This window comes from Amycolatopsis sp. NBC_01480 (assembly GCF_036227205.1).
GTDB lineage: Bacteria > Actinomycetota > Actinomycetes > Mycobacteriales > Pseudonocardiaceae > Amycolatopsis.
Genome location: NZ_CP109442.1, coordinates 6,935,427 through 6,957,381, shown reverse-complemented (window position 1 = coordinate 6,957,381; position 21,955 = coordinate 6,935,427). Strand labels below are relative to the sequence as shown.

Here is a 21,955-nt window from a genome sequence, read left to right as displayed (position 1 = left end):
GCGCCTTCGACACAACCGTGGGCACTGCGGCAACAGGCGGCACCACGGTGAGCCGCGAATCACGGCGAGGCTAGCAGAGATCCACTGAATCGATCCCGACCTCCGGGCCTCGAATCCGGCCGGGACGCCAGCCGCGCACACTCACCCGGCGCCACGTCGAGCGCGGCACAGGCGGCGAGGTACCTGTCCGGCGCCGGTTTGGGCGCGGCGACCTCGTCGGCGGCGACGCTGACTTCAACAGTGAAGCCACCACGGGCCAGCGCTGTATCGAGGAGAGCGCGCGGGGAATTGCTGGCCACGGCGAACGGAACCCGCTCCGCGACCAGGTCCACCAGCTCACGCGCGCCGGGCAACGCCTCGGCCCGAACGGCAGGCCGCGGCGGGCGAACAGTTCGGTCTCGGCCACCGTCCAGCACGGCTCGGTGTCCATCACCAGGCCGTCGCAGTCGAACACCACCGCGCGGGGAGTCCGCATGCTCAGAACGCCGAATTCGAACGGACGTGCTCGAACAAAGCCATATCCCCCAACACTTCCACCTCTGACACGGGACGGCGGCCATACAGCACCAGCATCAGGTCGGACGCCGGGGCCTGGACGGTGACGTCGGCGGGGCCGGTGGTGTCGGTGACGGCGAGGCCGTCCGGGGTGCGGGTGAGCCGCCAGTCGCCGGTGACGTCGGTGGCGTGCAGCTGGAGGGTCTCGCCGTTGCCGGCCAGGTTCCGCAGAGCCGGGGACTGGTTGCCGCGCAGCCGGGCGGGGATCAGCTCGAAGAACTCCGTGACGCCGTCGGCGGCGAGGGCGGGCTCGACGTCGTAGGGCGCGTCCAGCGCGGCGGCCGCGTCGGCGCGGTGCACCACCAGCTCGTGGGTCATGCGGCGCAGCCAGAAGCCCGCGCGCTGCTCCTCGACCCAGGTCCACGCGGGATTGCCGGCCCCGTTCGCGGCGACGGCCGACACCAGCAGCGCGGCGGCCGAGCGCACCCACGGCACGGGCGCATCGGGCAGCGCCGCCTCCGGCACGAGGTCGAACGGCACGAAGGTGCGCTGCGCGGTCACCGCCGCCGCCCAGCGCAGGCCGCGCCCGACGTGGGCCACCAGGTCCTCGAGTGTCCATTCCGGACACGTCGGCACCGGCCGGGTCGGGTCGGCGCCGGTGACGAGTGCGGCGAAGCTCTCGGCCTGCGCGAGCAGCTCGGCGGCGAAGCGGTCGTTCCCCAGGTTCATGCCACCGATCCAAGCACGGCACGCGACAACCAATGACAAATGGCAGTGCGGCAGGCACCGGTCACCGGGACAGCACTCCTCCGGTCGGGTGAAGGCAAGGGACGCGCGGTGTTCCCCCGCCCGTAACCACGGTGTCGCCCCGGCTGCATCGGCCGGAACAACCCTCAGGGCATCCGACGACACCGCCCGCAGCGGGCGGGAAGGAGAGTCCCCGATGCCCCGTCTCCCCCGGCGAACGGCCGCGGCCGTTCGTCGGCGTGGCCGCCGCCTTCTTCCGGGCCGCCTGATCGGCAGCCTGACCGGGCTGGAGAACGTCTGCGCCGGTCGGACGACGCCGCCAAAGACCCGCACGGCCCGGTGCTCAACCGGCCGAGGCGCTCGCCTCGTACGACCGGCTCGTAACACGGGTGACAAATTCCGTTATGCCCGAATAGTTCCGAGCGTGAGTGTCCAGATTGGACCGTCCGGCCCAGCGGCGCGGCGGACTTCACGCGGGCGACAGTTCGCGTTCACCGCCGCGTCGGGCAACGCGCTTACGTTCGCTTCGCGCCGAAGCCGAGGAGGCCCCCTTTGTCCGAGAGCAGCAAACACACCGTCACCCGCCGTGGTGCGCTCGGCCTGCTGGGGGCCGGAGCGGCCGCCCCGCTGCTCGGCACCGGCATCGCCAATGCCGCTCCGCAGAGCGCTGCGTTCGTGCCGTCGATCGGCACCGGCGCGACGCCCGTGCAGGGCCTGCACCTGACCTTCGGCCGTGACCCGGCGCGTCAGATGGTGGTCTCGTGGATCACCGACGGCTCGGTGGCCCGGCCGCGGGTGCTCTACGGCACGCTCGACGGCGGCTTCGGCGCGATCACGCCGGCGGACACCCGCACCTACGTCGACGGCACGTCCGGGCGGACGGTCTGGGTGCACCACGCCGAGCTGGACCGGCTGCGCCCCGGCACCGAGTACATCTACGCCGCCCAGCACGACGGCGCGACGCCGGACGCGGGCACGTTCCGCACCGCGCCGTCGGGCCGCTCGGCCTTCACCTTCACCAGCTTCGGCGACCAGTCCGCGCCGCAGGTGACCTGGAACGCCGCGGGCGGCGTCGGCCTGGACGCGAACTCGACCCCGGCGACCAAGGACATCGTCACCGGCATCGAGACCGTCGCGCCGCTGTTCCACCTGCTCAACGGCGACCTCTGCTACGCGAACCTCGACCTCGACCGGGTGCGCACCTGGAACAACTTCTTCACCAACAACACCCGCTCGGCGCGGTACCGGCCGTGGATGCCCGCCGCGGGCAACCACGAGATCGAGAAGCAGAACGGCGCCATCGGCCTCGGCGCGTACCAGGCCTACTTCGAGCTGCCCTCCACCGAGACCGACGCCGAGCTGGCCGGGCTCTGGTACGGCTTCACCGTCGGCGCGGTGCGCGTGATCGTGCTGCAGAACGACGACAACTGCCTGCAGGACGGCGGCGACGTCTACGTCAACGGCTACTCCGGCGGCCGTCAGCTCGCCTGGCTGAAGAAGGAGCTGGCCGCGGCCCGCGCGTCCCGCGACATCGACTGGATCGTGGTCGCGATGCACCAGGTGATGATCAGCACCTCCGACGCCAACGGCGCCGACCTCGGCCTGCGCGAGAAGTACGGGCCGCTGTTCGACGAGTACGGCGTGGACCTGGTGCTGTGCGGGCACGAGCACGACTACGAGCGGTCCCTCGCCGTGCGCGGCGTGGTTTCCGGCAGCGAGACGCTCACGCCGAACCCGGTCTCGACGGCCACCGACAACATCGACGCCACGCACGGCACCGTGCACATGATCCTCGGCGGCGGCGGGGTCTCGGGCACCACGAACGGCAGCTTCTTCAAGGACGGCACCGGAAAGGTCCTCACCGCCGTCTCCGCGAAGGCCGGCCCGACCGGCAAGCGGGTGCCGACCTACGTCCGGGAGCAGGCGGTGTGGAGCGCGGTGCGGGACCTGGATCACCCGTACGGCTTCGCGGCGTTCACCGTCGACCCTGGTCGCCACCGCGGTGACACGACCACCATGCACGTCACGTACTACAACGTGAACAAGCCGAGCGGGGAGCTTTCGGTGTTCGAGCGGTTTTCCCTGCACCGGCGGCGCGCCGACGGCTGAACAGGCCCCTGGGGCCGTCAACCCCTTTCCCCGTTCTTGATCTTCCACCCCTGCAAGCGCGGGGGCGATGCGGTGCGCGCGTTACAGTTCTGGTCGGATCTCACCGGCGTCCCCCTCTGTCCATTGTGGACACGCCGGTGGCCGGTCAGGAGAGCCGCCGATGCAGCACACCGCCCCGCCCTTCGTCCTCGACGCGACCGCGCGCGACGTCCACGGCGAAGGGGCCCGCCTCCGCGCCCGCGGCCCGGTCACGCAGGTCGAGCTGCCCGGCGGGGTGCTCGCCTGGGCCGTCACGGACCAGCAGGCGCTGAGGAAGCTGCTCAGCGACCCGCGGGTGTCGAAGGACGCGCGGCGGCACTGGCCGCCCTACCGCGCCGGCGAGATCTCCGACGACTGGCCGTTGCACATCTGGGTTTCGGTGCAGAACATGTTCACCGCCTACGGCACCGAGCACCGGCGGCTGCGTTCCCTGGTGCAGAGGGCGTTCACCCCGGCGCGGATCGAGGGTCTGCGCCCGTGGATCGCCGAGATCGCCGCGGGCCTGCTCGACGGGCTGGCCGCCGGCCCCGCCGCGACCGACCTGCGCGAGCGCTACTGCTATCCGTTGCCGATCGAGGTGATCTGCCAGCTGGTGGGCGTGCCGGACGCGGTGCGGCCGGGGCTGCGCGCGGCGGTCCGGGGCATGTTCGACACTTCGGCGTCCGCGGCGGAGGCGACCGCCAACGTCGAAGGAATGTACGCGCTGCTGGGCGATTTCGTGGCCGCCCGGCGCGCCGACCCGGGCGACGACCTGGCCACGGTCCTCATCTCGGCCCGCGACGAGGACGGCTCCCGGCTGACCGAGACCGAGCTGGTCGACACGCTGATCCTGATGATCACGGCCGGCCACGAGACCACCGTGAACCTGCTCGACCACTCCGTCGCCGCGCTGCTCGGCCATCCCGAGCAGCTCCGCCTGGTGCTCGACGGCGAACGCCCGTGGAGCGACGTCGTGGACGAGGTGCTGCGCTGGCAGTCCCCGGTTTCCCACCTGCCGCTGCGGTTCGCGGTCGCCGACCTGGAACTGGCGGGCACCACGATCCACGAGGGCGACGCGATCCTGGCCTCCCTGGGCATCGCCGGCCGCGACGAGCACCGGCACGGCCCGGACGCCGACCGCTTCGACATCACCCGCGAGGACAAGGCGTCACTGGCCTTCGGCCACGGCGTGCACTATTGCCTGGCCGCGCAACTGGCCCGGATGGAAGCGGAACTCGCCTTGCCCGCGCTGTTCTCCCGCTTCCCGCGGCTGACGCTGGACGTGGCGCCGGACGAGTTGGTGCCAGTGGCGTCGTTCATCGCCAACGGGCACCAGGCTTTGCCGGTGCGGCTGTACGGGTAGGCGTTTTTTCGCGCGGGCCTCAGCCCATCTTGCCGATCTTGTCGGCTTCGATGCGCAGCAGGAGGCGGACCTGGCCGGGGCCGCCGTACGAGGCGTAGGGCTTGCCGGTGTAGCGGTGGGCGAGCTTCTCGATGTGCTCGGCGGCGCCGTCGGTGGTGATGTCCAGTACCCGGCCGCGGATGCGGTAGTAGCGGAACGGGTTCGCGGCGTCCACGATGTTGAGCGCCACCCGCGGATCGCGCCGGACGTTGTGCACTTTCTGGTGCCCCTGAACGGTATTGACCAGCACGTGCTCGCCATCGGTGTCGACCCAGGTCTGGGTCAGCTGCGGCGAGCCGTCGGGCATCGTGGTGGCGAGGAAGCACAGGCTGGGCTGCTCCAGCAGCGCGCGGAGGCCGTCGGGAAGGTCCATGCGCATCACGTTAGCCCGCCGCGCTAGCTGGACCGGAGCGGGCTCAGACGCCCCAATCAGCCAGCACCGCTTCCGTGTCCGCGCCCGGTTTCGCCGGCGGGGTGGGCAGATCCGGTGCGGTGCGGGAAAAACGGGGGGCCGGGGCGGGCTGGAGGATGCCGTCGAGTTCGATCAGGCCGTTGCGGGCAGCGATGTGCGGGTGTGCGGCGGCCTCGTCCGGGGTGAGGACCGGGGTGACGCAGGAGTCGACGTCGCCGAAGACCTCGGTCCACTCGTCGCGGGTGCGGGCCAGGAAGGCTTTTGTGAAGGTCGCGCGCAGGGTCGGCCAGCCCGCGCGGTCCAGTTGTGGCGGCAGCGAAGCCGGGTCCAGCTCGAGGCCGGCGAGCAGCGCCGCGTAGAACTGCGGCTCCAGCGAGCCGACCGCGACGTACCTGCCGTCCGCGCAGACGTACGTGTCGTAGAAGGGCGCGCCGCCGTCGAGGAGGTTGGTGCCGCGCTCGTCGGACCACGAGCCGAGGCCGCGCAGCGCCCACATCATCTGCGAGAGCACGCCGGCGCCGTCGACCATCGCGGCGTCGACGACCTGGCCGAGACCGGTGCACTCCCGCTCCCACAGCGCCGAAAGCACGCCGACGAGCAGGAACATCGAGCCGCCGCCGAAGTCGCCGACCAGGTTCAGCGGCGGCACCGGCCGCTCGCCTTCGCGGCCGATCGCGTGCAGCACGCCGATCAGCCCGATGTAGTTGATGTCGTGCCCGGCCCGCTTCGCGAGCGGACCTTCCTGTCCCCAGCCGGTCATCCGGCCGTAAACCAGCCGCGGGTTGTGGGCGAAACAGTCATCCGGCCCGACGCCAAGGCGCTCGGTGACGCCCGGGCGCAGGCCCTCCACCAGCACGTCCGCCTTCTCCGCCAGCCGCAGCACCAACTCGCGCCCCTCGGCCGTCTTCAGGTCCGCGGCGACGGACCGGCGCCCGCGCAGCAAGGGGTCGGGCTTGCCCCCGCTGAAGTCGAGCGAGCCCGCCGGCCGCTCCACCCGCACGACGTCCGCGCCGAGGTCCGCCAGCACCATGCACGCGTGCGGCCCCGGCCCGATTCCGGCCAGCTCCACGACCTTCAGCCCGCTCAGCGGTCCCGCCACGTGCCCTCCTCGGCTCGGCTACCCGACCGGGCGACGATACCCAGAAGAGCACGGAGGCCGTCGAGCCCAGCCCGCCTACACCGTGGGAACGATGCCCCCGTCGACGCGGAATTGGGCGCCCGTCAGCCATTTCGCGCGGGCCGAGGCCAGGAACGCAATCAGCTCGGCGGCGTCTTCGGGCTCGCCCGGGCGGCCCATCGGCAGGTTCAGGTGCTCGACGACCTGCTGGGTCTGCTCCTCGATGGTGATCCCCTGCCGGTCCGCGAACTGCTGGAGGTGCGACAGCGCGCCCTCCGTCGCGATGAATCCGGGCAGGACGCACACCACGCGTACGCCGTGGGGGCCGACTTCGGCGGCCAGGGTACGGCTGTACGCGTTGAGCGCGGCCTTCGCCGCCGCGTACGAGACCTCCTGGTTCTGCGGCAGCCGGCTCGCGATCGAGGACACGTGCACGACCACCCCGGTGCCGCGCTCGACCATGCCGGGCACCAGCTCGCGGTCGAGGCGGACCGCGCTGAGCAGGTTCGCGTCGAGGTCGGCCAGCCAGGACTCGTCGGTACGGTCCAGAGTCGCGACCGGGCCGGTGGCCGCCGCCGCGTTGTCGACCAGGATGTCGATGCCGCCGACCTCGTCGAGCACCCGCCGGGCCAGTGCCGCGGCCCCGGCCGCGGTGCCGAGGTCGCCGGGGATGAAAGTGGCGGGCAACGGCTCGGCCGGCGCGTTCCGGGCGGCGGCCAGCACGGTCGCCCCCGATTCCGCGAACCGCCGGACGGTCGCCGCCCCCAGGCCGCGGCTCCCGCCGGTCACCAGTACCCGCTTGCCTGCCAGTCCCTCGTCCATGACTGTCGCCTTCCGCTAAAGTGAACCTGCCTCCGGAAATATACGGAGGGTGGTTCACCTTTGGTGCCGGGAGGGATTTATGTCACGTCCGCTGCGGGCCGACGCCCGCCGCAACCGGGAGGCGCTGATCACCGTCGCCCGGGACGCTTTCGCGGCCGGCGAGGCCGACATCCGCGTCGAGGAGATCGCCAAGCGCGCCGGGGTCTCGGTCGGCACTCTCTACCGGCACTTCGACACACGCGACGCGGTCGTCGAGGAGGTCTACCGGCAGGAGGTCACCGAGGTCTGCGACAGCGCGCAGCAGCTGCTCGACGAGCTGGAACCACGCGCCGCGCTCGCGGCGTACCTCCGGCGGGTGGTCGAGCACGCCGCGGTCAGCAAGGGCATGGCGGCCGCGCTCGAGAGCATCATGGCGACCGACTCCCCCGTGTTCACCGGCGGCCGCGAACAGCTCAGCGACGCACTCGACCTGCTACTCGAACGGGGGGCGGAAACCGGGGTGGTCCGCGGCGACATCACCGGGCAGACCGTGCTGCGCGCGCTGGGCGGGATCTGCGGCGCCCGCACCTATCCCGGCTGGCACGAGGAGGCTTTCCGCATCACCGATCTGCTCGTCGACGGCCTCACCACCGTGTCCCGCCCCGTCTCACCCGATCCGGCGAACCCCGGGCCGGGCCCGCTTCCGGTGGGTACCCGGAAAGAGTCCACGCAGGATTCCGGTACGACGAAAGGAGCGGAACATGGACGGCATGTTCGACAAGGCGAAGGAAAAGATCCAGGAGTTCGCCGGCAACAACCCCGACAAGGCCGGGCAGGGCGTTGACAAGGCCGCGCAGTTCGCCGACGAGAAGACCGGCGGCAAGCACAGCGACCAGATCAACCAGGGCGCCGACAAGCTCAAGGAGCGCTTCAACGGCGGCGGCGACCAGCAGCAGTAAGCCGTCCCGCGGCGAAGGCCCCCGCACCGTCCAAAGTGGTGCGGGGGCCTTCGCGGGGTAGCCGGACTGATCAGGCTTTCCGCGCGGTGATCAGGTCCGCCGCGACCGGCCGCCCGGTACCGCTGCCGATGTCGAGCACCCGCGCGTGCTCCGCCAGCACCGCCAGCAGCTCGCGCACCGCCGCGTCGACCACCGGCGGACGGCCGAACGCCGCCTCGTAGCCGGCGCCGATCTCGTGGAACAGCTCCGCCGCGGTGACCGCCCGGTCCTCTCCCATCACGTGCTCCCCTCGCCGGCCGGTGAACCCGGCCCACCCAACCCACACCGGAGCGCTCAGCGGGCCCAGATGCCGCGCACGTGCCGGATGTGGCGGTTCATCAGTGCCTCGGCGCCGTCGGCGTCGCGGGCCTCGATGAGGTCCAGCAGCTCGGCGTGCTCGGCCGAGGAGGGGATCAGCTCGTCGCGCTCGGCGAGGCTGCGCAGGCCGTAGATGCGGGACCGGGCGCGCAGCGCGCGCACCGTCTCGACCAGGTGCGGGTTGCCCGCCTGCTCCAGCAGCCGGAGGTGGAACTGCATGTCCGTGGCCACGTGCGCGATGAGGTCGTGCTCGGCGGCCGCGCGCTCGATGCCCAGCGCCAGCGGGCGCAGCTCGGCGATCACCGCCGGGTCGACGCCGGTCTCGGCGAGGCGGCGGACCGTGGGCACCTCGATCAGCGCGCGGAGCTCGGACAGGTCGTCGAGGTCCTTTTCGGACGGTTCGGTGACCCGGAACCCCTTGTTGCGCACCGTGTCGATCAGGCCTTCCTTGACCAGATCGAGCATCGCCTCGCGGACCGGGGTGGCCGAGACGCCGAATTGCGCGGCCAGGCTCGGCGCGGAATGCACCTCGCCGGCGCGCAGCTCGCCGGAGATCACCGCCGCGCGCAGGGTCTGCGTGATCTTCTCGCGCAGGTTCCGCTGGACGCCGAACGAGGGCAGCGCGAGCGACTGGTGGCCGTCCATCGTCATCGTCGGTCTCCCCTGGCGGTTTCGTGCCGCGTCGCGGCGACCACCAGATCCTCCCACGCCATGCCGACACTCTTGAACAGCCGGGGCCGCCCCGCGGGCACGTCGGCCTTCCCCCGCACGAGGTCCGACAGCGTGTGCAGCGCATCTGGTCCGATCGCACCCGATTGCACGGCCAGCACGACGTCGCCGGCCTCGCGCAGTGCGGCCGCCCGCGCTTCCACGACCACAGTGGAGCGCCGCACCGTCACGTCGTCGACCTCCCGCGCGTCGGGCTCGTGCGAGCCGACCGCAACCACAGTCGTGTGGTCCGACAGCAGCGAGCCGTCGAAGAGCGGGGTGCGGGCGGTGGTGCAGCAGGCGACGAGGTCGGCCCCCGCGACGTCCGCGGCCGTGCCCGCCCGGGCGGCCAGCTCCGGGTAGCCCGCCACGAACTCCGCGGTACGGCCGGGGTCGCGGGCGACCACGATCAGCTCCCGCACCGGCCGGACCGCGCGCAGGGCCTCGACGTGGCTGTGCGCCTGCGGCCCGGTGCCGAACACGACGAGCCGCGCGGCGTCCGGCTCCGCCAGCGCGTCCGCCGCGACCGCCGACACCGCCGCGGTGCGGACCGAGGTCAGCGCGACCGCGTCCAGCAGCACGAGCGGGCTGAGCGTCGGCCCGTCCAGCAACAGGTAGCCGCCCTGGATCCGCGGCAGGCCCAGCGCCGGGTTGCCGGGTGCGACGGAGGCGACCTTGACGCCGGCGTACCGGCCCCAGAACGCGGGCATCAGCAGCAGCTGCCCGTGCGGCCCCTCGGCCACCGACCGCGGCGGGTCCTGCTCTGGGTCGAGCCCGTCGAGCAGGGCGGCGCGCAGGGCGTCGATCGCGTCCCGCATCGGCGGCGCCCCGGCCACGGAGCCGATCACAGCTGGAATCCCGCCGGGAACGGGTCGTCCGGGTCGAGAAAGTACTGCGCCGTGCCGGTCAGCCAGGCCCGGCCGGTGATCTTCGGGACCACCGCGGGGATGCCGCCGACCGTGGTCTCTTCGACGAGCCGGCCGAGGAAGTGCGTGCCGATGAACGACTCGTTGCGGAACTCGGTGTCCAGCGGCAGCTCGCCACGCGCGTGCAGCTGCGCCATCCGCGCGCTGGTTCCGGTGCCGCACGGCGAACGGTCGAACCAGCCGGGGTGGATGGCCATCGCGTGCCGCGAGTGCCGGGCCGTCGAGCCCGGCGCGGCGAGGTAAACGTGGTGGCAGCCGGAGATCTCCGCGTTCACCGGGTGGGCCGGCCGGTCCTGCTCGGTGACAGCGTCCATGATGGACAGTCCGGCGTCGAGCAGCCGCTGCTTTTCCTGCCGCTCGAACGGGATGCCCAGCTCGGCCAGCTGGACGATGGCGTAGAAGTTGCCGCCGAAGGCCAGGTCGTACCGCACCCGGCCGAGCCCCGGCACGTCCACCTCGCGGTCCAGCCCGACGGAGAACGACGGCACGTTCCGGATCGTCACCGCCCGCGCGGCCCCGTCGGCGACCTCGACCTCGGCGACCACCAGCCCGGCCGGGGTGTCCAGCCGGATCGTGGTGACCGGCTCGGTCACCTCCACCATGCCGGTCTCGACCAGCACCGTGGCCACGCCGATGGTGCCGTGCCCGCACATCGGCAGGCAGCCGGAGACCTCGATGAACAGCACGCCCCAATCGGCGTCCGGCCGGGTCGGCGGCTGCAGGATGGCGCCGCTCATGGCCGAATGGCCGCGCGGCTCGTACATCAGCAGCTGCCGGATGTGGTCGAGGTGCTCGACGAAGTACTGGCGCCGCTCGGACATCGTGGCCCCCGGCACGACGCCGACGCCGCCGGTGATCACCCGCGTCGGCATGCCCTCGGTGTGGGAGTCGACGGCGTGGAACAGCCGCTTCGCGCGCATGGTCTAGGAAAGCCCTTCCTCGAGTGCCCGTTCGGTCGCCTGGCGGACGGCCTTCTCCTGCTCGGGTGTCAGCGGCACGCGCGGCTGTCGGCACGGGCCGCCGTACCGCCCGGCGATGTCCATGCTCAGCTTGATCGCCTGGACGAACTCGGTCCGCGAATCCCAGCGCAGCAACGGGTGCAGCAGCCGGTACAGCGGCACCGCCTTCGCCAGGTCGCCGGCCGAGGCCGCGGCCCACAGCTCGGTGGTGGCCTTCGGGAACGCGTTGGGGTAACCCGCGACCCAGCCGGGCGCACCGGCCACGGCCAGCTCCAGCAGCACGTCGTCGGCACCGCACAGCACGTCCAGGCCCGGCGCCAGCTCGGCGATCCGGTACGGGCGGCGCACGTCGCCGGAGAACTCCTTGACCCCCTGGATCAGGCCCTCGGCGTACAGCTCGGCCAGCAGCTCGGGGACCAGGTCGACCTTGGTGTCGAACGGGTTGTTGTAGGCCACGATCGGCAGCCCGGCCTTGGCCACCTCGCGGTAGTGCGCGAGCACCGCGCGCTCGTCGGCGCGGTAGGAGTTGGGCGGCAGCAGCATCACCGCGGGGCAGCCCAGCTCGGCCGCGTTTTCGGCCCAGCGCCGCGCCTCGGCCGCGCCGTACGCGGCGACCCCCGGCATCACGGTGAACCCCTCGGGCGCGGCGTCGACCGCGGTGCGCACGACCTGCGTCCGCTCCTCGACGCTCAGGGTCTGGTACTCCCCCAGCGAGCCGTTCGGCGTCACGCCGTCACAGCCGTTCGCCGCCAGCCACGCGATGTGCTCGGCGTAGGCGTCGAAGTCCGCGGTCAGCGCGCCCGACTCCGGGCCGCGCAGCGGAAGGGCCGTCGCGACCAGCACCCCGTGCCACGGCTTTTCGCGCCCCGTCATGAGACCTCCAGGTTTTCGATGTTACCCAGCGTTGACGAACCAGGCCTTGATGAGCAAAGTTCATCGTGTCATGTGCCATGTGACATTGTACAGTGGCCTGACCTCGTTCACGCCGATGGAGGCACCATGACCGAGACGACCGGCGCGACCCCGAAGCTGACCTCGCACCTGATGGCGGCCCGGCTCGAACGCCTGCCCGTTTCCCGATTCCACTACAAGCTGCTGTTCGCCGGCGGCCTCGGCTACACCTTCGACGCGATGGACGGCGCCATCGTCGCGTTCATCCTCCCCTCGGTCACCAAGGAGTGGGGCCTGTCCAGCGGGGCCACCGGGATCCTGGGCAGCAGCCTGCTGATCGGGTTCCTGTTCGGCGCGCTCGGCGCCGGCATCCTGGGCGACAAGATCGGCCGGCGCGCGGTGATGGTCAGCGCGCTGGTCATCTACGCCGCCGCCAGCCTGGTCGCGGCGGCCGCGCCGAACTTCGCAGTGCTGTTCATCGCCCGTGTCGTGGCGGGCATGGGGACCGGCGCGGAGAGCGCGATCATCGCGCCGTACCTCTCGGAGTTCGTGCCCTCACGCGTGCGCGGGCGCTACATCGGCTCCCTGGCCGGGTTCTTCGCCTTCGGATACGTCTTCGCGAGCCTGCTCGGCTACTTCGTGGTGAGCGACGTGCCGCACGGCTGGCGCTGGGTGCAGGTGCTCACCGCCGTGCCGATCGTGATGTTGCTGTGGTGGCGCCGATCGCTGCCGGAGTCGCCGCGGTTCCTGCACGTCCACGGCCGGGTCGACGAGGCCGAGCGCGTGGTGGCCGACATCGAACGACAGGTCAGCGCCCGCGTCGGGCCGCTGCCGGCGCCGCAGCCGTCCGCCCAGGTCGAGGAGGTACACGTCTCGTCCGGGCGCGTGGTGGACAACCTCAAGGCCCTGCTGTCGAGCGGGCTGCGCAAGACCACGATCACCTCGTGGGTCTACTGGTTCGTCGCGATCTTCACCTACTACGGCTTCTTCACCTGGATCCCGTCGCTACTGGTGAAGCAGGGCTTCGACATTTCGAAGAGCTTCCTGTTCTCCATCCTCATCTACCTGGCCCAGATCCCCGGCTACTACTCGGCGGCGTTCGTCAGCGAGCGGATCGAGCGCAAGTGGACGATCGTGATCTACCTGGCCGGCGGCGCGGTCGGGGCGCTGGGCCTGGCTTTTTCCGGCACCAGCACGCAGATCCTGGTCTGGGGCATCGTGCTGTCGTTCTTCATGAACGGCAACGCGGCGCTCGAATACTCCTACACCTCGGAGATCTACCCGACGATGATCCGGACCACCGGGCTCGGCGTCGCCTCGGCCGTCGGCCGGATCGGCGGCATCACCGCGCCCATCGTGATCGGCTTCTCGTACAGCAACGTCGGTTTCGGCGGGGTGTTCACCATGCTGCTGATCCTGCTGGTGCTCGGGGCGGTGGTGGTGGCGGTGTTCGGCCAGCGCACCACCGGCCGCTCGCTGGAGACCATCGGGCAGGAGACGATCAAGTCCCGCACCCCTGGAGGTAACGCATGACTGCCGACCTCGTGCTCCGGCACGCGACCGTCGTCGACCCGATAAGCGAAACGGCGTCGGCCGACCAGGCCATCCGGATCACCGCCGGGCGGATCACCTCGGTGTCGGCCGACCCCGGCGGCCCGGCCGGCGCGGACGAGCTCGACGCGACCGGGCTGTTCGCCGTGCCGGGCCTGATCGACTGCCACGTGCACGTGACCGCGGTGAGCGCGGACCTCGGCTCGGTCGCCGACCGGTCCCCCGCGTACGTGACGGCTCAGGCGTCGCACCTGCTCGAGGACATGCTCGCGCGCGGCTTCACGAGCGTGCGCGACGTCGGCGGCGCGGACTTCGGGCTGGCCGCCGCCGTTGAGCAGGGCCTGTTCGCCGGGCCGCGGATCTTCTTCGGTGGCAAGGCGCTTTCGCAGACCGGCGGTCACGGCGACCTGCGCCCCGCGGGCCGCGACGTCCACGACCAGCATTACGCGGTGCCCGGGCTGGGCCGCGTGTGCGACGGCGTCGACGAGGTCCGCCGCGCCGCCCGCGACGAGATCCGCCGCGGCGCGCACCACCTCAAGCTCATGCTCTCCGGCGGCTGCGCCAGCCACACCGACCGCGTCGACTCACTGCAGTTCTCCGACGAGGAAGTGCGCGCGATCGTCGAGGAGGCCGCCGCCGCGAAGCTCTACACGGCCGGCCACGCGTACACCACCGAGGCCGTCAACCGCGGCCTGGAGCTCGGCGTCCGCACCATCGAGCACGGCAACCTGCTGGACGCGACGTCGATCGAATTGTTCTTGCGGCACAACGCTTATTACGTGCCGACGCTGGTGACCTACCAGGCGTTGCTGGAGCAGAGCCGCGCACTTGGGTTCACCGAGGAGCAGTACGCGAAGGTCCTGCAGGTCAGCGAGAACGGGTTCCAGGCCCTGCGGCTCGCCGACGAGGCGGGCGTCCGGATCGCGTACGGCAGCGATCTGCTGGGCGCCATGCAGTCGCGGCAGTCGGAGGAGTTTTCGTTACGCGGCAAGGTCCAGGCGCCCGGCGCGGTGCTGCGCTCGGCCACGACGGTCGCGGCGGAGCTGCTGCGTCAGGAGGGTTCGCTGGGCGTGCTGGCACCGGGCGCCCTTGGCGACGTCGTGCTGACCCGGGGGAATCCGCTGGAGGATCTGGACGTGCTCGCCGAGCCCGCCGCCGGGGTGACGACCGTCATCCAGGCGGGAATCGTGCGGCTTCAGCGGTGATCGTGGCTCGCTCCGGCCCGGCCTCGACGGTCACCGGGCCGGGGCGGGCGCACAGCCGTCCGTAGTCCTCTGCGGACAGTACGACGATCGGCAGCCGATGCCCGTACAGCTCCGCGGCGACCCAGGCGCCGAGCATCAGGATCGCGTCGGGCTCGGTGAGGACCAGCGCCGCGGGGCCGGTGCCGCTGCGGATCTGCTCGGCCAGCACCGACGAAGACGAGCTGGACCCGCGCGCTTTCGGCAGCACGAGCACCCGCCCGGTGACCACGGCGCCCCGCTGTGGGTGATGCTCGTCGACGATGCGCCCGGTCAGGTCGGTGCCGCCCCAGAAAGACAGCGGCGCGTCGAGAACCAGCGGAATGCCTGTTGCCTCACCGGGGAAAACGGTCCGGCCGGTCAGCTCGCCCACAGTTCCTCGTCCCGGATGAGGTGGCCGGCGCGGGCCGAGGCGACGCATTCGGCCATCGAGCCGAGCGTGACGGCCACGCCGATGTTGCCGGGTGCGTACCAGGCCCACTTGCCGGAGTTCGTCATCGCGGTGCGGACTTCCTCGTCGAGGACGGGGGTGAGGTAACTGCAGGTGTCCACCACGATCCGGGCGCCGGCCGCGCGCGTGGTTTCCGCGTAACCGAGCCGTTCGGCCTCCGCGAGGACCGCGCGGCTGGTCGTCACCCACGCTCGCACGCCGGGGTGGAACGGCGGGCCGTCGCCGAGCAGGGCGGCCAGCCGTGCGAACTCGGTGACCGAAAAGTGGGGCGTGCCAAGGCAAAGCGCGTCGATCCCGGCGCCGCTGGCGGTGGTCAGCTCGTCGCGGATCGCACGCAGGTCCGCGGCGGCGACCTCGCGGACCGGGATGCCCGCTGGGGCCACCGCGGAAAGTGACGGCGCTTCCGGGGTCACGCCGACGACGTGGAACAGGCCCACTCCCCCGCTGGAAGCGGTCGCGGCGCCGAACGCCTTCAGCTGGTCCTCGGTCACGCCGTCCGGCACCCCGGTGAGCACCGGCACGCCACTGCCCGCGACGCGTCCGGCGAGGTGGCCGAGCACTCCCCACGCGGCATCCTCGACGAGCAGCCGACGTGACAGGCCGGCGCAGTCGAGCCGGACCGTGGCGCGCCGGTTGACGTCCTGGTGCAGCCCGGCGTCCGGCGCGCGGCCGGTGATGGCCGCGCCGATGTCGAGGAAGTCGCCGTACCGGTCGGTGCGGGCGCCGAGCACGGAGTTGGCGAACACGATCGCGTTGGACTCCGCCCAGGCCACATGCGTGCCGAACGACGGCCGGTGCGTGAGCTGGTACGGCGCGCAGGTCCAGGTCGGGGTGCAGCCCAGCGCGGTGTAGCCGGCCATCAGGCGGCGCGCGTTCGCGGTCGTCTCGGCGTCGGCGTGGACCAGGTCGGGATGACGGAGGTCGAGCGAGCCGACGTTGAGCGTGGTCGGCACCGCGACCCGGCCGCCCAGCTCTGCGAGCCGTTCGACGAAGTCCAGCCCGGCCTGCCCGTGGTAAAGGCACCCGTCGACGTGCGCCGACGCGACACTCAGCAGCCGGGGCGCGCCGCGCACCCGCGCGAGCGCGACGACCATCCGCAGGCACAGCTGCGCCGCGGGACCGTTCGCGCCGTCGAGCATCGCTTCGTCCTCTTCGGACAGTGCCAGGTCAGCCATCCGCGAGGTCCCCGAGCCGCACCGGTTGCGCGATGGGCCGTGTGGCCAGCCCGGCGAGCAGCGTGGTGGTTGCCGCGGATGACGCTTTTGCTGCGCTCAGCGTGGGGCAAGCGTCACCCGCTACCTCCGGTAATCGCAGACCCACCGGCCGCAGTGCCAGGTCAGCCATCTGCCAGATCCCCGAGCCGCACCGGTTGCGCGATCGGCCGCGCGGCCAGTCCGGCGAGGTCGGCCGCCGTGGGCTCGCGCCCCTGCTCGGCGGCGGTGAGGCAGGCGGTGGCGTAACCGCAGACCCGGCCCTGGCACAGGCCCATTCCCGGGCGTGCCAGCAGTTTGACGGTGCGGGCGTCCGTCGCGCCGAGGTCCGCGATGGTGTCGCGGACGGTCCCGACGCTCACCTCCTCGCACCGGCAGAGCAGCGTCGGTGCGTCGAGCCAGCTCAGCCAGCCGGGACGGACCGGGTGCGCCGCGTGCATCGCCCCGGCGAAGGCGCGGGCCGACGCGCGGCGGTTCAGCAACCGCGTGAGCACGGTCCGGTCCGGCTCGGCGCCGGCCGTGGTGAGCGCGGCGTGCAAGCCGGCCAGCTCACCCTCCACAAGGGACAGCTCGGCCCCGCCGACGCCGCACACCTCCCCGGCCAGGTACACGCCGGGAACGGTGGCGCGCTGCTGGTGGTCGGCCACCGCGATCAGGCTGCCGTCGGCGCCGAGCCGGGTTTCGCAGCCGAGTTGCAGGGGAATCTCCAGCTGCGGCGTGAAGCCGTACCCCACCGCGACGGTGTCACACGCGATCTCGCGCTCGCTGCCCGCCACGATCCGCCAGTCTCGATCGAGCGCTGCGACGGTCACCGAACGGACTTCTTCGTCACCATGCGCGGCTACGACCGCCGTACGCGTCCGGTACGGAATCCTTTTCCGCGCCAAGGTTTTCAGGTACCCGACGCCCTCGGCGAGCTTGCCGAGACTGCCGAGCACAGCCAGCGGCGATCGGGCGAACCCAGCCGGGGACCCGGCCTCGAACACCCCCGCCACCTCCGCCCCGGCCCGCGCCAGCCCCGCGGCGACCGGCAGCAGGAACGGCCCGGTCCCGGCCACCACGACCCGCCTCCCGGCCCGTACACCGTGGCCTTTGAGCAACGCCTGCGCGCCACCGGCCGTGAAGACGCCCGGCAGGGTCCAGCCGGGGAACGGCAGCTGGCGGTCGTACGCACCGGTCGCGATGACGAAGGTGCGGGCGTGGACCTCGCCGCGGTTGGTGTGGAGGGTGAAGCCGCCGCCGGACCGCTCGACGTGCCAGACCGCGTGCCGGGCCAGGAAGTCCAGCTGGGGCAAGGAATCCCGCAGGCGAACCAGGGTCTGCCAGTGGTGGTGGCCCGCACCGTCGTCGCCTTCGCGGTGACGCCAGTACTGACCGCCGACGCGATCCCCCGCGTCGACCAGCGCGACCCGGGCACCGGCCCGCGCGGCGGTGACAGCGGCCGCCAGACCGGCCGGGCCCGCGCCCAGCACTGCCAGGTCGTAAGCAGACTCAACAGGTGAGGTCACCGCGACCCGCTCCTTCCTGGGACCGCACGTCGTCGCCGGGGCGGGCCTCGGTGAGGCAAGCGCGCTCGTTCGGCCGGCCGTTGACGACCACCAGGCAGTCGAAGCACACGCCGATGCCGCAGAACACCCCGCGCGGCGCGGCGCCGTGCCGCGTCGTCCGCCACGAGCGGTAGCCCGCGGCGATCAGGGCAGCGCCGACGCTCTGCCCTGGTTCGGCCGCGATTTCCTTGCCGTCGAAGGTAAAGCTCACGCCACCTCCTGTGCTCTGCGGGACACCCGCACCCGGGTCGGTGGCGCGAGCGGCGTTCGCGATTGTGTGCTCACGCCACCTCCTCGGTGAAACGATCAGCGCGGAACGGCGTCAAGTCCAGGTCCGGCGTCGCTCCGGTCAGCTGCTGGGCGATGAGGTGGCCGGTCGCCGCGGCCAGGCCGATGCCCGCGCCCTCGTGCCCGCAGGCGTGCACCAGCCCGGGCCGGCGCGGGTCGGCGCCGATCACCGGGAGGTGGTCCGAGCAGTACGGCCGGAAGCCGAGGTAACTGCGCAGCAAGGCGACGTCGGCCAGGAACGGGAACACGCCCAGCGCCTGCGCGGCCAGCTTGCGCACGATCGGCAGCGAGAACTCCCGGTCGAAGCCGACGCGCTCGCGGCTGGCGCCGATCAGCACCGTGCCGGCGCGCGTGCCCTCGACCACCACGGACGTCTCGAGCCCGGCGTCGCCGCTCACCACGTTCGCGACGTAGTCCGCGGTGTAGACCTTGTGCCGGATCACCCGCGGCAACGGCTCGGTGACCAGCACGAACCCGCGCCGCGGCAGCACCGGGATCGGCGCCCCGGCCAGTTCGGAAACCGGGCCGCCCCAGGTCCCGGCCGCATTGACGACCCACCGCGCCGAGAACTCACCGCGGTTGGTGACCACCCCGTCCCGTTTCCGGAACGCGAGCACCTCGGTGCCGGTGTGCAATGTGGCGCCAAGTGCCCGCGCCGCACGCAACAACTCAGCCGCAGCCAGCATCGGCTGCACCTGCATGTCCTGCGGATAAAAAGCACCCGCGCTCACCTCGGGCGTCAGATTCGGCTCGAGTTCGGCCAGTTCCGCCGCGGAAACATCAACCGCCTCGACGCCCAACCCGCGCTGCTCCGCCGTCAGCGTGGCCAGCCCGCGAGCAGCTTCCGGTGATTGCGCGACGACGACCCCGCCCTTGTGCTCCAGCTCGAACGCGCCGGGCCCGAACCGCTCGCCCAGCTCACCCCAGAGCCGCACCGACAGCAGCGCCAGGTCCAGCTCCGGGCTCGGCGATTTGTCGGACACCAGGATGTTGCCCTCGCCGCCGCTGGTGGTCCCGCCGGCGACGCCCCCGCGCTCCAGCACGGCGACCCGCAGCCCCGCCGCCGCGCAGTAGTACGCGCACGCGGCCCCGACCACCCCGGCCCCGACGACCAGCACGTCCGGGTGTTCTCGCACTGTCACGGCAGTAGTATGTCACATTGCACAAGCCGTGGGCACGCTCTCCGCCCCCTCGGCAGTTCCTCCTGCCGAGGGGGCGGCGTCACCGGAGCAACAGGGTCACGCAGGCGGGAACTGGTAGTCCCGCTCGATCCGGCCGGCGGAGGTCAGCAGCAGGACAATCGTTCCGCTCCACTGGGGACTCCCGCCGCCGACCGGCACCAGATGAGTGGTGAAGATCAGCGCACCATGGTGGCTGCGGACGTCGTCGCCGGCGACAAAGATGCTCTCGCCCGGCGAGACGAACTGCTCGTACGCGGCAGCCACCCGCTTCTCCAGTTCGTCGTGGCCACGGTAGGTGTCCTCGGTGGTGTACTCGATCGCGTCCTCGTCCCAGAGGCGGACGACGGCGGCGCGGCGCAGTTCGGCGTCCGGCTCGTTCCAGACGGCGGCGAAATCGTTCACGATGGCGTTGATATCGGTCATGACGGCGACGCTAAGCCGGGTCCGCTGACTTCCTGTGTCAGTGAACCCGGTCTCCCATCATAGATACAAGCTGAGATGCATGTTAGCGTCCCTGATCATGACCCCCGCGAAGACCGCCGCCGCCGACCGGGCCTACCAGCTGACCAAGGAACTGGTGCTCACCGGCGAACTGCCGGGCGGGCACCTGTTCAGCGAAGGCGAGATCGCGGAACGCCTCGGCGTCAGCCGGACGCCCGTGAGGGAAGCGTTTCTGCGCCTCCAGGTCGAGGGATTGCTGAACCTGATCCCGAAACGCGGCGCCGTCGTGGTCCCCGTGCCGCCGGGCGAGGCCGAAGACGTGCTCGACGCGCGGGAGGCCGTCGAGGCCGCGGCCGTGCGGCGGCTCGCGCGCCGGCCCGACCTGATCCCCGACGCGCTGGAGCAGCTGCACACCGTGCTCGACACGCAGCGCGCGCACGCCGACGCCGGCGACCTGCCCGCGTTCGCCGAGGCCGACGAACTGTTCCACCGCACCATCGTCGCCGCCGGGGGCAACACGCTGCTGCTCGACTTCTACGCCACGCTCGCCGACCGCCAGCGCCGGATGAACGTGCACGCGCTGCGCCCGATCCCGGCCCGGCTGCCCGAGGTGGTCGAGGAGCACACCGCGCTGATCGCGATCATCGAGGCCGCCGACGCCGACGCGTTCGCCCCCGCCCTGCGCGCGCACCTGGACGGGGTCCACCGCCGATGACGACCACCGCCGCCCGGGCTGCCGACAGCGCCACCACGGCCACCCGCCCGGCCTGGTTTCCCGCCGCCGCAGCGGTTTTCGCCTGCGGCTGGGGCGGCAACCAGTTCACCCCGTTGCTGGTGATGTACAAGGACGCGGGCTACTCCACCTTCACGGTCGACGCGCTGCTCGGCGCGTACGTGATCGGGCTCGTCCCCGGACTGCTGCTGTCCGGCCGTCTGTCCAATCGGTACGGACGCCGTCCGGTGATGCTGGCCGGCACGGTGCTTTCCCTCGTCGCCAGCACGCTGATCGCGCTCGGCCCGCTCGGCGTCGCCTGGATCGCCGCCGGGCGGTTCGCCACCGGGGTGGCCGTCGCGGTGGCGATGGCCGTCGGCTCGACCTGGATCAAGGAGCTGTCCGACGCCGTCCCGGGCGGCGCCCCCGACCTCGGCACCCGCCGCGCCGCGCTGTGCCTCACGCTCGGCCTCGGCATCGGGCCCGGCGCGGCCGGAGTGCTCGCGCAATGGGCGCCGTGGCCGATGGTGCTGCCGTTCGCCGTCCACATCGGACTCGCCGTGGTGGCGCTGGGATTCGCCTTGCGCGGCCGGGAAACGCTGGGCCAAGCAACCGCCCGCGTCCGGCCGGTCACCACCCGGCATCCCCGCTTCCGCCGGGTGATCCTGCCGATGGCGCCGTGGATCTTCGGCTCGTGCGGCGTGGCGTACGCGATCATGCCGCAGCTGGTCGACGATCAGCTGGGCTCGTGGTCCCTCGCCTACTCGACGCTGCTGACGGTGTGCGCGGTCGGCGCGGGTGTCGGCATCCAGCCGATCGCGAAACGCGTGGACCGCGCCACCAGCGCCCGCGCGGTGCTCACCGGCATGACCGTGCTGTGCGCCGGGCTCGCGCTCAGCGCGGTCGCGGCCGCCGTGCGCTCGCCGTGGCTGGCGCTCGCCACCGCGCTGGTGCTCGGCACGGCGTACGGCATCGCGGTCGTGTCCGGGCTGCTTGAACTGCAACGCCTGGCACGGCCGGACGAGATCGCCGAGCTGACCGGTATTTACTACGCGCTGGCATATATCGGTTTTCTGCTGCCTTCGTTACTCGCGGCGCTCAGCGGGGTGGCCGGTTACCCAGTATTGCTCGGCTGTCTCGTCGTCGTGGCGCTCGCGGGCACCCTCGTGATCGCGCGGAACTCCCGCAGTCACCTTCCCGTGACCTGAATATAATTCTCGAAAACAGCGCATAAAAACCAAAAGGGACTCGCGGGGCGATCCGGGGCGGAATTCGGTCATTTTGTCGGAATTCTTCACCACTATTGTCGCTTGTGGATCGACGAGGGGTCCGAAATAGTTCTCCCACAGGGAAATCAGGCGGGCACAACCGCGCCCGATTTCGTCGGGGCCAGTAACTTTCAAACCCTCCGAGTAGGAAGTGGGAGCTGCA

At 71.8% G+C, this 21,955-nt stretch carries 24 protein-coding genes; 8 read left to right on the top strand and 16 right to left on the bottom strand.

What is annotated here, in order from left to right; genetic code table 11:
* Positions 1-59: 59 nt before the first annotated feature.
* On the bottom strand, positions 60-560 hold the full coding sequence (locus OG371_RS33185) for an HAD family hydrolase (RefSeq protein ID WP_329059562.1): 501 nt from the start codon (positions 558-560) through the stop codon (positions 60-62).
* Complete coding sequence (locus OG371_RS33180; RefSeq protein WP_329059561.1) at positions 478-1,224, bottom strand: maleylpyruvate isomerase family mycothiol-dependent enzyme; 747 nt, start codon at positions 1,222-1,224, stop codon at positions 478-480. The genes OG371_RS33185 and OG371_RS33180 overlap by 83 nt, the downstream gene beginning before the upstream one ends.
* Before the next feature lie 570 nt (positions 1,225-1,794).
* Here OG371_RS33180 and OG371_RS33175 point away from each other — a divergent pair.
* Both OG371_RS33175 and OG371_RS33170 read left to right on the top strand, forming a co-directional pair.
* Positions 1,795-3,351 carry a purple acid phosphatase family protein gene (locus OG371_RS33175; protein ID WP_329059560.1) on the top strand — a complete coding sequence of 519 codons (1,557 nt, stop codon included), beginning with the start codon at positions 1,795-1,797 and terminating at the stop codon, positions 3,349-3,351.
* 160 nt (positions 3,352-3,511) lie between these two features.
* Complete coding sequence (locus OG371_RS33170; RefSeq protein ID WP_329059559.1) at positions 3,512-4,732, top strand: cytochrome P450 family protein; 1,221 nt, start codon at positions 3,512-3,514, stop codon at positions 4,730-4,732.
* 19 nt (positions 4,733-4,751) lie between these two features.
* On the opposite strand, the gene OG371_RS33165 is transcribed toward OG371_RS33170, so the two are convergent.
* The 3 genes from OG371_RS33165 to OG371_RS33155 form a co-directional block, all read right to left on the bottom strand.
* Positions 4,752-5,144 (bottom strand): PPOX class F420-dependent oxidoreductase, encoded by a 393-nt coding sequence (locus tag OG371_RS33165; RefSeq protein WP_329059558.1) that lies wholly within the window; start codon positions 5,142-5,144, stop codon positions 4,752-4,754.
* A 43-nt stretch (positions 5,145-5,187) separates the two neighbouring features.
* Entirely contained in the window at positions 5,188-6,282 is a 1,095-nt protein-coding gene (locus OG371_RS33160) for a CaiB/BaiF CoA transferase family protein (protein WP_329059557.1), read from the bottom strand.
* Between the two features lie 75 nt (positions 6,283-6,357).
* Positions 6,358-7,122: an oxidoreductase gene (locus OG371_RS33155; protein ID WP_329059556.1), complete on the bottom strand. Its 765-nt coding sequence runs from the start codon at positions 7,120-7,122 to the stop codon at positions 6,358-6,360.
* Between the two features lie 79 nt (positions 7,123-7,201).
* Here OG371_RS33155 and OG371_RS33150 point away from each other — a divergent pair, with 79 nt between their 5' ends.
* The gene (locus OG371_RS33150; protein ID WP_329059555.1) at positions 7,202-7,945 is read left to right on the top strand and encodes a TetR/AcrR family transcriptional regulator; all 744 of its coding nucleotides are present in this window, start codon (positions 7,202-7,204) and stop codon (positions 7,943-7,945) included.
* Positions 7,863-8,060 (top strand): antitoxin, encoded by a 198-nt coding sequence (locus OG371_RS33145; protein ID WP_329059552.1) that lies wholly within the window; start codon positions 7,863-7,865, stop codon positions 8,058-8,060. The genes OG371_RS33150 and OG371_RS33145 overlap by 83 nt, the downstream gene beginning before the upstream one ends.
* Positions 8,061-8,130: 70 nt before the next feature.
* Here OG371_RS33145 and OG371_RS33140 read toward each other — a convergent pair whose 3' ends face one another.
* The 5 genes from OG371_RS33140 to OG371_RS33120 are packed head-to-tail and all read right to left on the bottom strand — an operon-like array spanning position 8,131 to position 11,883.
* The gene (locus OG371_RS33140; protein WP_329059551.1) at positions 8,131-8,337 is read right to left on the bottom strand and encodes a hypothetical protein; all 207 of its coding nucleotides are present in this window, start codon (positions 8,335-8,337) and stop codon (positions 8,131-8,133) included.
* Positions 8,338-8,393: 56 nt separating this feature from the next.
* Positions 8,394-9,068 (bottom strand): GntR family transcriptional regulator, encoded by a 675-nt coding sequence (locus OG371_RS33135; RefSeq protein ID WP_329059550.1) that lies wholly within the window; start codon positions 9,066-9,068, stop codon positions 8,394-8,396.
* A complete protein-coding gene (locus OG371_RS33130) occupies positions 9,065-9,973 on the bottom strand; it encodes an ornithine cyclodeaminase family protein (protein WP_329059549.1) in 909 nt (302 codons plus the stop codon). Before OG371_RS33130 ends, OG371_RS33135 begins: the two co-directional genes overlap by 4 nt.
* Positions 9,970-10,971, bottom strand: a complete 1,002-nt coding sequence (locus OG371_RS33125; protein WP_329059547.1) for a proline racemase family protein — start codon at positions 10,969-10,971, stop codon at positions 9,970-9,972. The genes OG371_RS33130 and OG371_RS33125 overlap by 4 nt, the downstream gene beginning before the upstream one ends.
* A 3-nt stretch (positions 10,972-10,974) precedes the next feature.
* Positions 10,975-11,883, bottom strand: a complete 909-nt coding sequence (locus OG371_RS33120) for a dihydrodipicolinate synthase family protein (protein ID WP_329059546.1) — start codon at positions 11,881-11,883, stop codon at positions 10,975-10,977.
* A 126-nt stretch (positions 11,884-12,009) separates the two neighbouring features.
* Between OG371_RS33120 and OG371_RS33115 the strand changes: the two genes are divergently transcribed.
* Both OG371_RS33115 and OG371_RS33110 read left to right on the top strand, forming a co-directional pair.
* On the top strand, positions 12,010-13,434 hold the full coding sequence (locus OG371_RS33115) for an MFS transporter (RefSeq protein ID WP_329059545.1): 1,425 nt from the start codon (positions 12,010-12,012) through the stop codon (positions 13,432-13,434).
* Positions 13,431-14,657, top strand: a complete 1,227-nt coding sequence (locus tag OG371_RS33110) for a metal-dependent hydrolase family protein (protein ID WP_329059544.1) — start codon at positions 13,431-13,433, stop codon at positions 14,655-14,657. Before OG371_RS33115 ends, OG371_RS33110 begins: the two co-directional genes overlap by 4 nt.
* On the opposite strand, the gene OG371_RS33105 is transcribed toward OG371_RS33110, so the two are convergent.
* The 6 genes from OG371_RS33105 to OG371_RS33080 all read right to left on the bottom strand — a co-directional run bounded on the left by OG371_RS33105 (position 14,623) and on the right by OG371_RS33080 (position 19,794).
* Complete coding sequence (locus tag OG371_RS33105; RefSeq protein WP_329059543.1) at positions 14,623-15,066, bottom strand: aconitase X swivel domain-containing protein; 444 nt, start codon at positions 15,064-15,066, stop codon at positions 14,623-14,625. The two genes, OG371_RS33110 and OG371_RS33105, sit on opposite strands and share 35 nt — an antisense overlap.
* Positions 15,054-16,319 (bottom strand): aconitase X catalytic domain-containing protein, encoded by a 1,266-nt coding sequence (locus OG371_RS33100; RefSeq protein ID WP_329059542.1) that lies wholly within the window; start codon positions 16,317-16,319, stop codon positions 15,054-15,056. Before OG371_RS33100 ends, OG371_RS33105 begins: the two co-directional genes overlap by 13 nt.
* A 161-nt stretch (positions 16,320-16,480) precedes the next feature.
* Positions 16,481-17,863: an FAD/NAD(P)-binding oxidoreductase gene (locus OG371_RS33095; protein ID WP_329059540.1), complete on the bottom strand. Its 1,383-nt coding sequence runs from the start codon at positions 17,861-17,863 to the stop codon at positions 16,481-16,483.
* Positions 17,847-18,113 (bottom strand): (2Fe-2S)-binding protein, encoded by a 267-nt coding sequence (locus OG371_RS33090; RefSeq protein WP_329059539.1) that lies wholly within the window; start codon positions 18,111-18,113, stop codon positions 17,847-17,849. The genes OG371_RS33095 and OG371_RS33090 overlap by 17 nt, the downstream gene beginning before the upstream one ends.
* A 70-nt stretch (positions 18,114-18,183) precedes the next feature.
* Entirely contained in the window at positions 18,184-19,332 is a 1,149-nt protein-coding gene (locus OG371_RS33085) for an NAD(P)/FAD-dependent oxidoreductase (RefSeq protein ID WP_329059538.1), read from the bottom strand.
* 96 nt (positions 19,333-19,428) lie between these two features.
* Positions 19,429-19,794, bottom strand: a complete 366-nt coding sequence (locus OG371_RS33080; protein ID WP_329059536.1) for a hypothetical protein — start codon at positions 19,792-19,794, stop codon at positions 19,429-19,431.
* A gap of 97 nt (positions 19,795-19,891) precedes the next feature.
* Here OG371_RS33080 and OG371_RS33075 point away from each other — a divergent pair, with 97 nt between their 5' ends.
* Positions 19,892-20,527: a GntR family transcriptional regulator gene (locus OG371_RS33075; protein WP_329059535.1), complete on the top strand. Its 636-nt coding sequence runs from the start codon at positions 19,892-19,894 to the stop codon at positions 20,525-20,527.
* Positions 20,524-21,732: an MFS transporter gene (locus tag OG371_RS33070; protein ID WP_329059533.1), complete on the top strand. Its 1,209-nt coding sequence runs from the start codon at positions 20,524-20,526 to the stop codon at positions 21,730-21,732. Before OG371_RS33075 ends, OG371_RS33070 begins: the two co-directional genes overlap by 4 nt.
* Positions 21,733-21,955: the final 223 nt, after the last annotated feature.